The sequence below is a fragment of the Streptomyces sp. CB02261 genome, assembly GCF_001905665.1.
GTDB lineage: Bacteria > Actinomycetota > Actinomycetes > Streptomycetales > Streptomycetaceae > Streptomyces.
The window spans coordinates 513,746-527,371 of the sequence record NZ_LIVX01000002.1; the positions used below are offsets into that span (position 1 = coordinate 513,746).

The 13,626-nt window shown below is 73.7% G+C and carries 13 protein-coding genes; 8 read left to right on the forward strand and 5 right to left on the reverse strand.

What is annotated here, in order from left to right; all coding sequences use genetic code 11:
* The first annotated feature begins 175 nt into the window (after positions 1–175).
* The 3 genes from AMK29_RS07830 (at position 176) to AMK29_RS07840 (ending at position 3,793) form a co-directional block, all read left to right on the forward strand.
* Positions 176–613, forward strand: a complete 438-nt coding sequence (locus AMK29_RS07830; RefSeq protein ID WP_017239758.1) for a gamma-glutamylcyclotransferase — start codon at positions 176–178, stop codon at positions 611–613.
* 229 nt (positions 614–842) lie between these two features.
* The gene (locus tag AMK29_RS07835; protein ID WP_073809616.1) at positions 843–1,646 is read left to right on the forward strand and encodes a purine-nucleoside phosphorylase; all 804 of its coding nucleotides are present in this window, start codon (positions 843–845) and stop codon (positions 1,644–1,646) included.
* 494 nt (positions 1,647–2,140) lie between these two features.
* Positions 2,141–3,793 carry a phospho-sugar mutase gene (locus tag AMK29_RS07840; protein ID WP_073809619.1) on the forward strand — a complete coding sequence of 551 codons (1,653 nt, stop codon included), beginning with the start codon at positions 2,141–2,143 and terminating at the stop codon, positions 3,791–3,793.
* 70 nt (positions 3,794–3,863) lie between these two features.
* On the opposite strand, the gene AMK29_RS07845 is transcribed toward AMK29_RS07840, so the two are convergent.
* The 3 genes from AMK29_RS07845 to AMK29_RS36310 form a co-directional block, all read right to left on the reverse strand.
* Positions 3,864–4,550: a PH domain-containing protein gene (locus AMK29_RS07845; protein WP_073809623.1), complete on the reverse strand. Its 687-nt coding sequence runs from the start codon at positions 4,548–4,550 to the stop codon at positions 3,864–3,866.
* A 33-nt stretch (positions 4,551–4,583) separates the two neighbouring features.
* Positions 4,584–5,228 carry a class F sortase gene (locus tag AMK29_RS07850; protein WP_073809627.1) on the reverse strand — a complete coding sequence of 215 codons (645 nt, stop codon included), beginning with the start codon at positions 5,226–5,228 and terminating at the stop codon, positions 4,584–4,586.
* 279 nt (positions 5,229–5,507) lie between these two features.
* On the reverse strand, positions 5,508–6,719 hold the full coding sequence (locus AMK29_RS36310) for a hypothetical protein (protein ID WP_073809631.1): 1,212 nt from the start codon (positions 6,717–6,719) through the stop codon (positions 5,508–5,510).
* A 249-nt stretch (positions 6,720–6,968) separates the two neighbouring features.
* Between AMK29_RS36310 and deoC the strand changes: the two genes are divergently transcribed.
* Genes deoC through AMK29_RS07870 form a run of 3 tightly spaced genes read left to right on the forward strand, consistent with a single transcriptional unit; the run spans position 6,969 to position 10,259 of the window.
* The gene (gene deoC, locus AMK29_RS07860; RefSeq protein WP_073810697.1) at positions 6,969–7,928 is read left to right on the forward strand and encodes a deoxyribose-phosphate aldolase; all 960 of its coding nucleotides are present in this window, start codon (positions 6,969–6,971) and stop codon (positions 7,926–7,928) included.
* Positions 7,929–7,933: 5 nt separating this feature from the next.
* The gene (locus tag AMK29_RS07865) at positions 7,934–9,370 is read left to right on the forward strand and encodes an aldehyde dehydrogenase family protein (RefSeq protein WP_073809635.1); all 1,437 of its coding nucleotides are present in this window, start codon (positions 7,934–7,936) and stop codon (positions 9,368–9,370) included.
* Positions 9,363–10,259: an aldehyde dehydrogenase family protein gene (locus AMK29_RS07870; protein WP_073809639.1), complete on the forward strand. Its 897-nt coding sequence runs from the start codon at positions 9,363–9,365 to the stop codon at positions 10,257–10,259. Before AMK29_RS07865 ends, AMK29_RS07870 begins: the two co-directional genes overlap by 8 nt.
* 63 nt (positions 10,260–10,322) lie before the next feature.
* Here AMK29_RS07870 and AMK29_RS07875 read toward each other — a convergent pair whose 3' ends face one another.
* Positions 10,323–11,057: a TetR/AcrR family transcriptional regulator gene (locus AMK29_RS07875; RefSeq protein ID WP_073809643.1), complete on the reverse strand. Its 735-nt coding sequence runs from the start codon at positions 11,055–11,057 to the stop codon at positions 10,323–10,325.
* 114 nt (positions 11,058–11,171) lie between these two features.
* On the opposite strand from AMK29_RS07875, the gene AMK29_RS07880 reads away from it, so the two are divergent.
* Both AMK29_RS07880 and AMK29_RS07885 read left to right on the forward strand, forming a co-directional pair.
* Entirely contained in the window at positions 11,172–11,762 is a 591-nt protein-coding gene (locus AMK29_RS07880) for an NADPH-dependent FMN reductase (protein ID WP_073809647.1), read from the forward strand.
* Positions 11,763–11,764: 2 nt separating this feature from the next.
* Complete coding sequence (locus tag AMK29_RS07885) at positions 11,765–13,297, forward strand: MDR family MFS transporter (protein WP_338012729.1); 1,533 nt, start codon at positions 11,765–11,767, stop codon at positions 13,295–13,297.
* Here the strand turns inward: AMK29_RS07885 and AMK29_RS07890 are convergent.
* On the reverse strand, positions 13,230–13,625 hold the full coding sequence (locus AMK29_RS07890; RefSeq protein WP_073809651.1) for a hypothetical protein: 396 nt from the start codon (positions 13,623–13,625) through the stop codon (positions 13,230–13,232). The genes AMK29_RS07885 and AMK29_RS07890 overlap by 68 nt on opposite strands.
* Position 13,626 lies beyond the last annotated feature (1 nt).

A 13,626-nucleotide genomic window follows, 5' to 3' on the forward strand; every position in this document is an offset into this window, starting at 1 on the left:
CATTGTCCCGCACGCCTCAAGTGCGTACCCCATTCTCCCGCACGCCGGGCGCGGTCTCACGCCGGGGCCTCCGAAGGGGCGCGCCCGGCGGGCGCCGTCCACCGGCGGGCGCGGGCCCGCGGTCGCCACCTCGGAGTTCGGCGGACACCCCGCCCCCTCCCGTACCCTCGGTCCCATGTCGCTCTACGCCGCTTTCGCCGGCAACCTCGACGCGCGGCTGATGAGCCGCCGCGCACCGCACTCCCCGCTGCGCGGCACCGGCTGGCTGAACGGCTGGCGGCTGACCTTCGGCGGCGAGCAGATGGGCTGGGAGGGGGCGCTGGCCACCATCGTGGAGGCCCCCCGCTCCCAGGTCTTCGTGGCGCTGTACGACATCGCGCCGATGGACGAGGACTCCATGGACCGCTGGGAGGGCGTCGGCCTCGACATCTACCGCAGGATGCGGGTGCGGGTGCACACCCTGGACGGCGAGGAGCCCGCGTGGGTGTACGTGCTCAACGCGTACGAGGGCGGGCTGCCGTCGGCGCGGTACCTGGGCGAGGTCGCCGACGCGGCCGAGTCCGCGGGCGCGCCGCACGACTACGTGATGGAGCTGCGCAAGCGCCCCTGCTGATCCCGGCGCGGGGGTACGGACGGCGGGCCGCGCGGACGCGGGTGGACGAACGCCCCAGGGGCGGGCACAGGGGGACGGGTGCGTCTTTCGTCGGAAACGACAAGACAACGATCGCATGTCCGTCGGCATCGTCATCTACGCGCGTAGGCAATCTGCGGCTACGCTTCTGCGCGTAGGAAATCCGTCCGGGGCCCGCCTCCGGACCCCCCTCCCCGAGGCGAGAGAGTCAGTGAACGCAACTGCCACCCCGTACGAGGCCGCCGAGGCCGCTGCCGCACGTCTTCGCGAGCTGACCGGAGTCGAGAACCACGACGTCGCCCTGGTCATGGGCTCGGGCTGGGCGCCCGCCGTCGACGCGCTCGGCGCCCCCGAGGCCGAGTTCCCGGTGACCGACCTGCCCGGCTTCCCGCCGCCCGCCGTCGAGGGCCACGGCGGCAAGGTCCGCTCGTACAAGATCGGTGCGAAGCGCGCCCTCGTCTTCCTCGGCCGCACCCACTTCTACGAGGGCCGCGGTGTCGCGTCCGTCGCCCACGGCGTCCGCACCGCCGTCGCCGCCGGCTGCAAGACCGTCATCCTCACGAACGGCTGCGGCGGCCTGCGCGAGGGCATGCGCCCCGGCCAGCCGGTCCTCATCAGCGACCACCTCAACCTGACGGCGGCCTCCCCGATCGTCGGCGCCAACTTCGTGGACCTCACCGACCTGTACTCGCCGCGGCTGCGCGCGCTGTGCAAGGAGGTCGACGAGACCCTCGAAGAGGGCGTCTACGTGCAGTTCCCCGGCCCGCACTACGAGACCCCGGCCGAGATCAACATGGTCCGCGTCCTCGGTGGCGACCTGGTCGGCATGTCCACCGTCCTGGAGGCCATCGCCGCCCGCGAGGCCGGCGCGGAGGTGCTCGGCATCTCCCTGGTCACCAACCTGGCGGCGGGGCTCTCGGGCGAGCCGCTGAACCACGAGGAGGTCCTCCAGGCGGGACGGGACTCCGCCGCGCGGATGGGCGAGCTGCTGACGCGGGTCCTCGACCGGATCTGAGCCCTCCCGGCGCCCCTCGCGCCGTCCGGCCCCGGGGGCCGGACGGGCTTCGGGCCGCCGCGCGGGGCTTCTCCCCCCGCCCGCCCCTTCCCGGGGCAACCGCAGCGGCCCCCGGACGGCCGGGCCCCCGCGGTCGGTGGCCCCCCGTCGGGCCTCCGCACGGGGCTTCTCCCCCGACCCGGCCCTTCCCGGGGCAACCGCGGCGGCCTCCGACCGCCCGGGCCCCGGCCTCGGCCGGCACCGTCGGGGCCGCCGCGCGGGCCTTCTCCACCACCCCGCCCCTTCCCGGAACCGGGGGCCCCGCCCCCGGACCCCCGCGCCTCGGACTCCCCTGACGCCTGACGGCGCGGGGCGACGAGGGCACGGCCGCAGGCCGTACGGGGGCCCGGGGCTCGCCCCCCGTTCGGGAAGGGGCGGGGTGGGGAAAGGTTCCGCGCAGCGGCTCACGGCCCCGCACCCGCACCTCCCGCACGCCCCATCCCGAAAGGCACACCGTGACCCAGGACGACCTCCTCACCCGGGCCCAGGCATGGCTCGCCGAGGACCCCGACAGCGAGACCCGCGACGAGCTCGCGCGGCTCATCGACGGCGGCGCGAGCGCCGAACTCGCCGCCCGCTTCGCCGGCACCCTCCAGTTCGGCACCGCCGGGCTCCGCGGAGAGCTGGGCGCCGGGCCCATGCGGATGAACCGCTCGGTCGTCATCCGCGCGGCCGCCGGCCTCGCCGCGTACCTCAAGGCGAAGGGCGAGGAGGGCGGGCTCGTCGTCATCGGCTACGACGCCCGCTACAAGTCCGCCGACTTCGCCCGCGACACCGCCGCCGTGATGACCGGCGCCGGGCTGCGCGCCGCGCTGCTCCCCCGGCCGCTGCCGACGCCCGTCCTCGCGTACGCCATAAGGCACCTGGGCGCCGTCGCCGGCGTCGAGGTGACCGCCAGCCACAACCCGCCCCGCGACAACGGCTACAAGGTCTACCTGGGCGACGGCTCGCAGATCGTGCCGCCCGCCGACGCGGAGATCGCCGCCGAGATCGCCGCGGTCCGCTCACTGCACGACGTGCCGCGACCGGAGAGCGGCTGGGAGACCCTCGGCGACGAGGTCCTGGACGCCTACCTGGAGCGTACGGACGCCGTCCTGACCCCCGGGTCCCCCCGCACCGCCCGGACCGTCTACACGGCCATGCACGGCGTCGGCAAGGACGTCCTGACGGCCGCGTTCGGCCGCGCCGGCTTCCCGCCGCCCGCGCTCGTCGCCGCGCAGGCCGAGCCGGACCCGGCCTTCCCGACGGTCGCCTTCCCGAACCCGGAGGAGCCCGGGGCCATGGACCTGGCCTTCGAGGCGGCCCGGGCGGTGGAACCCGACCTGGTGATCGCCAACGACCCGGACGCCGACCGCTGCGCGGTGGCCGTGCCGGACCCGGCGGTCGCCGGCGGCTGGCGGATGCTCCGCGGCGACGAGGTCGGCGCGCTGCTCGCGGCGCACCTCGTCCACAAGGGCGCCACGGGCGTCTTCGCCGAGTCCATCGTGTCGTCCTCGCTGCTCGGCCGGATCGCCGAGGCCGCGGGCGTCGGCTACGAGGAGACCCTGACGGGCTTCAAGTGGATCGCCCGCGTCGACGGCCTGCGCTACGGCTACGAGGAGGCGCTCGGCTACTGCGTCGACCCGGAGGGCGTCCGCGACAAGGACGGCATCACGGCGGCGCTGCTCGTCACCGAGCTGGCGTCGGTGCTCAAGGAGCAGGGCCGGGGCCTGACCGACCTGCTCGACGACCTGGCGGTGGAGCACGGTCTGCACGCCACCGACCAGCTGTCGGTGCGGGTCGAGGACCTGAGCGTCATCGCGAACGCCATGGCGGCGCTGCGCGAGCGGCCGCCGGTCTCGCTGGCCGGCCTGACGGTCGTCTCGGCGGAGGACCTGACGAAGGGCACGGAGTCGCTGCCCCCGACGGACGGGCTGCGCTACCACCTGGAGGGCGCGTACAAGGCCCGGGTGATCGTCCGCCCGAGCGGCACGGAGCCCAAGCTCAAGTGCTACCTGGAGGTCGTGGTGCCGGTGGCCTCGTCGGACGACCTCGCCCCGGCCCGCGCCAAGGCCGCGGAGCTGCTCGTCGCGATCAAGCAGGACCTGTCGGCGGCGGCCGGTCTCTGACCACCGCACCGCACCGAGGGCCGGCCCGGACATGATCTCCGGGCCGGCCCTCGGTGCTGCCTCGGCGGGATCAGCCCGTCGCCATCAGGATCACCAGGAGCAGCAGCCCGGCCGCGGCGGGCCCGATGATCTCGTACGCCCAGCGCACCCGCGCCTCGCCCTGCGCCCCGGGCGTCCCGGAGCGGTGCTCGGCGAGTTCGCGCAGGTCCGCGACGGTCTGGTCGGCGGGCGCCGTGCGCGAGGCGCTGTCGCGTACGTCGGCGTTGACCGAGGTACGGCCGTGCGGGTCGTCCTGCGAGGCGCGGGCGGCGCGGCGGGCCGCCCTCTTGCGCTGGCGCAGCGAGACGGGGATGGCCCACAGCTGGTACTTGACGCCGTCCCGGGTGAGGACCTCGCTGGAGTAGCCGGCGCGGACGTCGGCGACGGTCCCCCAGGGCAGCGTGATCGACCGGAACGGGTTGCGGATCTTGAGCCGGTCGTCGTCGGCCCACACGGCGGGGCGGATGGTGAAGGCGACGATCAGCGGCACGGCCAGGACGAGACCCGCGAGCGCGAGCCACGGCGAGCGGCCCTCGCCGCGCAGCAGCACGTCACCGGCGAACACGCACGCGAGGAGCAGCAGGAACACCCCGCTGGCGATCCCCAGCGGCGACCGGAAGACACGGTCGGGGGACGGCTGCTTCGCGGACGGCTGCTCGGGGGTCGACTCGCGGCTCGGCTCGTGGCTGGGCTCGGGGGTCGGCTCGGGGGTCGTCATGCCGCCGATTCTGCCTCATGGCCCGATGCGGGCTCAGGCGGCCCGCGTGGCCACGAGATCCGCGTACAGAATGATGTTGTCGGGCCGGTGGCCGGCCACCAGATCGCCGCCGCAGGTGACGAGGCGCAGCTCGGGGCGGGTGGTGTCGCCGTACACCTTGGCCGTCGGGAAGGCGTCCTTGGCGACCTGCTCCAGCTCCCGGACACGGAACTCGGCGGTCGTGCCGTCGGCGCGGGTCACGGTGATCCCGTCACCGATCCGGACCTTGGAGACGTCCTTGAGGACGGCGGGGCCGCGCGCGGTGTCGAAGTGCCCGATGAGCACGGCGGGGCCGGTCTCGCCTGGCGTGACGCCCTTCTCGTACCAGCCGATCCGGTCGGCGTCGGCGACCGAGGGCACCTCGACGGCGCCGTCGGCGGTGAGCCCGAGCCCCAGGACGCCGCCGACGTCCACGCCCGCGGCGGGCACCTGGACCCGGAGGGGCAGGGACCGGGCCAGCGGCCGGACGGCGGCGGCGGGCGGCGGAGCGGCGGCCTCGGTGACGCGGGCGGTCGGGGTGACGGGGGCGGGCGCGGGCCCGGCCGAGCAGCCGGTGAGCGCGGCGAGGACGAGCACGCCGGCGAGAAGAACGGGGGCGGTGAGGCCGGGGATACGCGGGCGGGTACGGCGACGGTTCACGGTCGGGCTCCGGACGGCACGGGGTGCGGCCGGCCGCCGCGTGGGGCGCGGCGGCCGGCCTGGGGTGGACGCTCCTGCTCGGGTCAGGGTCAGGGAGCGGGTGGTACGTGGCCCCGGCGCGATCCCGGCCCGACGCCGGGGGTCCGGGCCGGGATCGCGCGGGAAGGCGGCGGGTGCGTGGCCCCGAGCGGCCCGGCCGGACGTCGGAGGTCCGGGCCGGAATCGCGCGGGCAGGCGGCGGGTACGGGAGCCCCGGTGCGGCCCGGGGCCCGGTAGGAGTCAGGCGCGGGCGGCGGCCCGGCGGCGGAGGACGACGAAGCCGAGGCCCGCGGCGGCGAGCGAGGCGGCGCCGGCGCCCGCGGCGACCAGGGCGGTGGAGTCGCTCCGGGTGCCGAGCTCGGCACCGGCGGCGACGCCTCCCTTGGGGATGACGGAGGTCTGCCCGGCGTGCTGGGTGCCGGTGCCCGTGCCGGCGCTCGCGGACGGGTCGGGGGCGGAGGACGAGTCACCCGCGTCGCAGGCGGGTGCCTTCGGGAAGGAGGTCCAGCGGAAGGGCACGTCCACCCCGTGCTGGGTGCGCTCGCCGAGGACCGGGGTGGGGGTGCCGAGGCGCTCGAGGACGAGGCCGTGCTTCAGGTCGGCGGGGTGCGCCCGGTCCACGGTGGCGAGGACGGTGCCCCTGTCGTCCTTGAGGACGGCCTTCGGGCCCTTCCTCGTGTCGTTGATCAGCGTCACGGACAGGTCGGTGCCCTCGAACAGCAAGTCGATGACCTGCTCGACCCTGCAGTCACCCGTCGTGACGGGCGGCTGGGCCGGGGCATCGGGGTAGGTGTCGTGGCAGTCGGCGGGCAGCCGCGTGAAAGCGGTCCAGCGGAAGGGCGTGTCCACCCCGCCCTGGGTGCGCTGCCCGAACGCCGGGTTCCGGGTGTCGGCGCCCTTGATCTTGAGGCCGACGCGGCCCTCGAAGGGGTGGGCGCGGTCGGCGGTGCCGTGGACCTTGCCCTCGGCGTCCCGGAGGACGGCCTTCGGGCCCTTCTCCAGGTCGTTGGTGAGCGTCACCGTCCAGCCCTGGCCGAACACGGAGGGGATGACCCACTCGGTGGTGCAGTCCCCGAGCATCACCGGCAGGCCGGCCTTGGGACCCTGGGAAGCGGGCTCGGTGACCGGCTCCCCGGCGGGCTTCGCGGCCGCCTCGGTGGTGGGCTTCGCGGCCGGCGCCGTGGACGGCGTCGCGGCGGACGGCTTCGCGGCGGCCGGCGTCGCGGCGGCCGGCTGAGCAACCGTTTCCGCAGACGGCTTGTCGGACAGATTGTCGGACGGCTTGGCGGACGCCGTCGCAGACGGCTTCACAGACGGCTTCGCATCGGCCGCGGCCGGCTGGACGGCCACCGGACCGTCGGCGGCGAACGCGGCTCCGGCGGCGAGGGCCGGGGTCATCGCGACGCCGGTGACGAGGGCGACGGCGATGGCGGTGCGAAGGGCGGTGCGCATAACGACTCCTGTGATTCAGGCAGGTGGATGGTGAGTCGCATGCCGCTTTTTCTCGGTCCGACTGTGTCCGGTGAGGTCTGGCTGGCTGCAAGAAGAAACTTATGGATCACTCGTCCGGGACGGGTCCGCTCCATGTCACGGGCATGTGACGGGGCTCACCACGCCGTCCGCCCGCCTGTGACCTCGGGCTCTGCGAAGCCCGCCCCCTGTACAGGTCGCTACGCGCGTAGATATGCTCGACTGGTGACCATGCCCACCACTGCACCCGCAGCTCTCGCATTCGCCGACGTGACCACGTCCGACAGTGCGCTGCGCCGCTTCCTCCACGGGCTGCCCGGCGTCGACGCCGTCGGCCTGGAGGCGCGCGCCGCGTCCCTCGGCACCCGCTCGATCAAGACCACGGCCAAGGCGTACGCCATCGACCTGGCCATCTCCATGATCGACCTGACGACGCTCGAAGGCGCGGACACCCCGGGCAAGGTCCGGGCGCTCGCCGCCAAGGCCGTCCGTCCCGATCCGACCGACCGTACGACCCCGACGACCGCCGCCGTCTGCGTCTATCCCGACATGGTCGCCACCGCCAAGGCGGCCCTCGCGGGCTCCGGCGTCAAGGTCGCCTCGGTCGCCACCGCCTTCCCGGCCGGCCGCGCCGCGCTCCCCGTGAAGCTCGCCGACACGGCCGATGCCATCGCCGCGGGCGCCGACGAGATCGACATGGTCATCGACCGCGGCGCCTTCCTCTCCGGCCGCTACCTGGAGGTCTTCGAGCAGATCGCCGCGATCAAGGCGGAGTGCGGCGACCGCGCGCGCCTCAAGGTGATCTTCGAGACCGGCGAGCTGTCCACGTACGACAACATCCGCCGCGCCTCCTGGCTCGGCATGATGGCCGGCGCGGACTTCATCAAGACCTCGACCGGCAAGGTCGCGGTCAACGCCACCCCGGCCAACACCCTTCTGATGCTGGAGGCCGTGCGCGACTTCCGCGCCCAGACCGGCGTCCAGATCGGTGTGAAGCCCGCGGGCGGCATCCGCAACACCAAGGAAGCGATCAAGTTCCTGGTCCTCGTCAACGAGACCGTGGGCGAGGACTGGCTGGACAACCACTGGTTCCGTTTCGGCGCCTCCAGCCTGCTCAACGACCTGCTGATGCAGCGCCAGAAGCTGGCGACCGGCCGTTACTCCGGCCCCGATTACGTGACGGTGGACTGATCAACATGGCATCTGCATTCGAGTACGCACCGGCGCCCGAGTCCCGCTCCGTCGTCGACATCGCCCCCTCCTACGGCCTGTTCATCGACGGCGAGTTCGTCGAGGCGGCCGACGGCAAGGTCTTCAAGACCGTCTCCCCCTCCACCGAGGAGGTCCTCGCCGAGGTCGCCCAGGCGGGCGCCGAGGACGTCGACCGCGCGGTGAAGGCGGCCCGCAGGGCGTTCGAGAAGTGGTCGGCGCTGCCCGGCTCCGAGCGCGCCAAGTACCTGTTCCGCATCGCCCGGATCATCCAGGAGCGCAGCCGCGAGCTGGCCGTCCTGGAGACCCTGGACAACGGCAAGCCGATCAAGGAGACCCGCGACGCGGACCTCCCCCTGGTCGCCGCGCACTTCTTCTACTACGCGGGCTGGGCCGACAAGCTCGACCACGCCGGCTACGGCGCGAACCCGCGCCCGCTGGGCGTGGCCGGCCAGGTCATCCCGTGGAACTTCCCGCTGCTCATGCTGGCGTGGAAGATCGCCCCGGCGCTCGCGACCGGCAACACGGTCGTGCTGAAGCCGGCCGAGACGACCCCGCTCTCCGCCCTGTTCTTCGCGGACATCTGCCGCCAGGCCGGGCTGCCGAAGGGTGTCGTCAACATCCTTCCCGGTTACGGGGACACGGGCGCCGCGCTCGTCGAGCACCCGGACGTGAACAAGGTCGCCTTCACCGGCTCGACCGCGGTCGGCAAGTCGATCGCCCGCTCCGTCGCCGGCACGCACAAGAAGGTGACCCTGGAGCTGGGCGGCAAGGGCGCGAACATCGTCTTCGACGACGCGCCCATCGACCAGGCCGTCGAGGGCATCGTCACCGGCATCTTCTTCAACCAGGGCCAGGTCTGCTGCGCGGGCTCCCGCCTGCTGGTCCAGGAGTCGATCCAGGAGGAGCTCCTGGACAGCCTGAAGCGCCGTCTGTCGACCCTCCGTCTCGGCGACCCGCTCGACAAGAACACCGACATCGGTGCCATCAACTCGTCCGAGCAGCTGGCCCGTATCACCACGCTGGTGGAGCAGGGCGAGGCGGAGGGCGCGGAGCGCTGGAGCGCCGAGTGCGAGATCCCGGCGGCCGGTTACTGGTTCGCCCCGACGCTCTTCACGAACGTCACCCAGGCGCACACGGTCGCCCGCGACGAGATCTTCGGCCCGGTCCTGTCGGTGCTGACCTTCCGTACGCCCGACGAGGCCGTCGCCAAGGCCAACAACAGCCAGTACGGCCTGTCGGCCGGCATCTGGACGGAGAAGGGCTCCCGCATCCTCGCGGTCGCCAACAAGCTCCGCGCGGGTGTCGTCTGGGCCAACACGTTCAACAAGTTCGACCCGACCTCGCCCTTCGGCGGCTACAAGGAGTCGGGCTTCGGCCGCGAGGGCGGCCGTCACGGTCTGGAGGCCTACCTCGATGTCTGAGAAGTCCGAGCAGCGTCTGAGCGTCTTCAAGACCTACAAGCTGTACGTCGGGGGCAAGTTCCCCCGCTCCGAGAGCGGCCGGGTGTACGAGGTGACGGACTCCAAGGGCAAGTGGCTGGCGAACGCGCCCCTCTCCTCCCGCAAGGACGCCCGTGACGCGGTCGTCGCCGCGCGCAAGGCCTTCGGCGGCTGGGCGGGCGCCACCGCGTACAACCGCGGCCAGATCCTCTACCGCGTCGCCGAGATGCTGGAGGGCCGCAAGGGCCAGTTCGTGCACGAGGTGGCCGACGCGGAGGGCCTGTCCAAGTCGAAGGCCGCCGTGGTCGTCGAGGCGGCCATCGACCGCTGGGTCTGGTACGCGGGCTGGACGGACAAGATCGCCCAGATCGTGGGCGGCGCCAACCCGGTCGCGGGCCCGTACTTCAACCTCTCCACGCCCGAACCGACCGGTGTCGTCACGGTCGTGGCCCCGCAGGACTCGTCCTTCCTGGGCCTGGTGTCGGTGATCGCCCCGGTGATCGCGACGGGCAACACGGCCGTCGTGATCGCGAGCGAGAGGTCGCCGCTGCCCGCGCTCTCCCTGGGCGAGGTGCTCGCCACCTCCGACCTGCCGGGCGGCGTGGTGAACATCCTCTCCGGCAAGGCCGCGGAGATGGGCCCGCACCTGGCGGCCCACCAGGACGTCAACGGCATCGACCTCACGGGCACGGACGCCGAGCTGGCCCGTGACCTGGAGATCGCGGCCGCGGACAACCTGAAGCGCGTCCTGCGCCCGCGCGCCGAGGACTTCGGGGAGCCCCCGACCACGGACCGCATGACCGCCTTCATGGAGACGAAGACGGTCTGGCACCCGACGGGCTCGCTCGGCGCGAGCGGCTCCTCGTACTAGTCGGGTCCACAGGCTCGCCAGTTCGTCCGACAGGCCCCCGGGTGATCCCGGGGGCCTGTCGCGTCACGCCCGGCCGCGTTCCACGAGTCCCGCCACGCCGTCGAGCACGCAGTCGAGTCCCGTCTCGAACTGCCACGCCGCGTCGTCCTTGCGCGCCGCCCCCCGGGTGTACCGCCGGTAGGTCGGGTAACGCCCGGTCTCCATCAGGTACGACATCTGCGGGGCGAGCCCCCGCCGCGTCTCGTCGGCGCTCTGCCAGCCCTGTTCCTCCATGTACTGACGCAGCGCGGCCTCGGACTGCGTGGCCCCGTGGACGTAGGCGCTGACCGCCCGGAACGCGGCCATCATCGTGTCGACGTCGAGCCCGAGCCCGTCGAGCGAGGCCAGCTGGCGCTCGGCCGCCGCCATCCGGGCCGGGGTGAGCGCGAAGAGCGGCGCCGGCATGTGGGCCAGCCAGGGGTGGCGCAGCATCATCTCCCGGGTCCGCAGGGCGTAGGCGCGGAGCGTCTCCCGCCAGCCGGAGATCTCCTCCCCCGGAGCCAGCTCGCCGGACACCCGGTCGATCATGAGCGCCCAGAGCTCGTCCTTGCCGTTGACGTGCCGATAGGCGGCCATGGGCGCGACGCCCAGTTCGGTGGCGACCTTCCGCATCGTCACGGCGGCGAAACCCTCGCGGTCCGCGATGCCGATCGCGACCTCGGCGATCCTGCCCGCGCTGAGGGACGCCCGCGGTGCCGCCGCGGGCCGCTCCAGGCGCTCCCACAGCGTGACGTCGTCCGTCTCTGCCCTCTTCGCCACTCGGACCTCCTTCTCTCGCGTACAGCGTATGCGTTGTGGACGACGTACACATCGACGTGTACGTTGTACACCAGTCGGTATACGCCGTACACATCGACGTTCCAGGGGGAACCCATGACCGCTCCGCTCCACCTCGCCGTGATCCAGGGCTCGACCCGCGACGGCCGCCTCGGCCCCACCGTCGCGAACTGGCTGGCCGGCCACGCCGCCGCCCGCCCGGAACTGACCACCGACATCGTCGACCTCGCCGAGACCCCGCTGCCGACCGTGTTCCCGCAGCTCGGCCACGCCCCCGAACGCGCCGAGGACCGCGCCCTGCTCGCCGCCGTGTCCCCGCGCCTGGCCGCCGCCGACGCCTTCGTCGTGGTGACCCCCGAGTACAACCACAGCTACCCGGCCTCCCTGAAGAACGCGATCGACTGGCACCACCAGGAGTGGCACGCCAAGCCCGTCGGCTTCGTCGCCTACGGCGGCTTCTCCGCCGGCGTGCGCGCCGTCGAGCACCTGCGGGGCGTCTTCGCCGAGCTGCACGCCGTCACCGTCCGCGACTCGGTCGGACTCCAGGGCGTCTGGGGCCAGTTCGACGAGAACGGCGCGGCCGTCGACCCCTCGATCGACGCCGCCGCCAAGACGTTGCTCGACCGGCTCACCTGGTGGGGCGAGGCACTGCGCGCCGCCCGCGCCCACACGCCGTACGAGGTCTGACCGTGACGACCCCTCGGACGACGCCGCAGGAAGACCGCGTCCCGTACCTGGGCGTCACCGGGCTGATGCTCGGCATCGTCCTCGCCACCCTCGACGGCACGATCGTCGGCACCGCCCTCCCCACCATCGCCGGCGAACTCGGCGGCCTCGACCGGCTGTCGTGGGTCGTCACCGCCTATCTCCTCACCGCCGCCGTCGCCACCCCGCTCTGGGGCAAGCTCGGCGACCTCCACGGCCGCAAGGGCGCCTACCTCTCCGCCGTCGGCGTCTTCCTCGCCGGGTCGGTCCTCTCCGGCCTCGCGCAGAACATGGGGCAGCTCATCGCCTTCCGCGCCCTCCAGGGCATCGGCGCCGGCGGCCTGATGGTCGGCGCCTTCGCGCTCATCGGCACCCTGGTGGCCCCGAAGGACAGCGGCCGGGTCCAGGGGATCACCGGAGCGATGCTGCCGGTGGCCTTCGCCGCCGGCCCGCTCCTCGGCGGCCTCCTCACCGACCACCTGAACTGGCGCTGGGCCTTCTACGTCAACCTGCCCGTCGGCCTCGCCGCCCTGCTGATCGTCTCGCTCGGCCTGCGCGTACGGACCCCGCGCGTCCGGGCCCGCGTCGACTGGGCGGGAGCCCTGCTGCTGACCACCGGGGTCCTCGCGCTGACCCTGCTCGCCGGCTGGGCCGGCACCGCCCACGCCTGGACCTCACCCCGGATCGTGACCCTGGGCGCGATCGCGGTCGTGGCGCTCGCCTGGTTCGCCAGGGTCGAGCGGCGGGCCGAGGAACCCGTGATCCCGCCCCGGCTCTTCCACGCCCGCAACTTCACGCCGGCGCAGATCCTGAGCCTCCTGGTCGGCGCGGGCATGATCGCCGCCCTGAACTACCTGCCGCAGTACCTGCAGTTCGCCCGTGGGCAGTCGTCCACCGCGAGCGGACTGCTGCTGCTCCCGCTGATGCTCGCCATGGTCGCCGCGCAGCTGACCTCGGGCCGGATCATCGCCCGTACCGGCCGCTACCGGACGCACCCGATCCTCGGCGGTGCGCTGATGACGGCGGGCGCGCTTCTCCTGCTGCTGCTCGACACGGACACCCCCGTCGCGGTCGCCTCCGGGCTCACCGTGGTCGTCGGCGCGGGCATGGGCCTCCTCATGCAGGCCACGCTGCTCGTCACGATGTACGGCGCCGAGCCGCGCGACATGGGCGCGGCGAGCGGCACCGTCACCCTCGTGCGGACGCTCGGCGGCTCGCTCGGCGTGGCCGTCCTCGGCGCGGTGTTCACCGCGCGTCTCGACGGGGCCGACACCCACCTGACCCCGGCGCAGGCCCTGCGGCTGCCGGAGCCTGTACGGGAGGGCCTGGGGGCCGCGGTGACGAGCGGGGTGCACGGGGTGATGCTCGGCACGGCGCTGCTCGCCGCCCTGGCCTTCGCCGTGGCCTGGCTCGTACGGGACGTCCCGCTGCGGCCCGGAACCGGCTCCGCTACGGAAGCAGCCCCTGCGTCAGCGGACCCACCACCGGCAGATCGGCCACTGCCCCGCCCTTCGTGACGTGGTCGGTCACCAGGTCGGTGCCCACCGGCTTGAAGTCGGCGACCTGGGTGCCGAGGCCGTTGTCGAGCGGGTCGACGCCGGTGTTGGCCAGCGGGTCGAGCTGCAGCCGGGTCAGCGGGCCCAGTCCGTGGGTGACGCCCGACAGCGCACCGGCTCCGGCCGCGCCGGCGTCCGTCCTGGTCAGCGAGTCGACGGGCAGCGGCACCGGGGCCGCCGCCTGGGCCCCGGCACCCGCGCCGAGCACGGCGGCGCCCGCCGCCGTGACGGTGAGGCCTGCCCTGAGCAGGGCGTTGCGGCGGCTGGGGGTCTCTGCGTGACGCGCCATG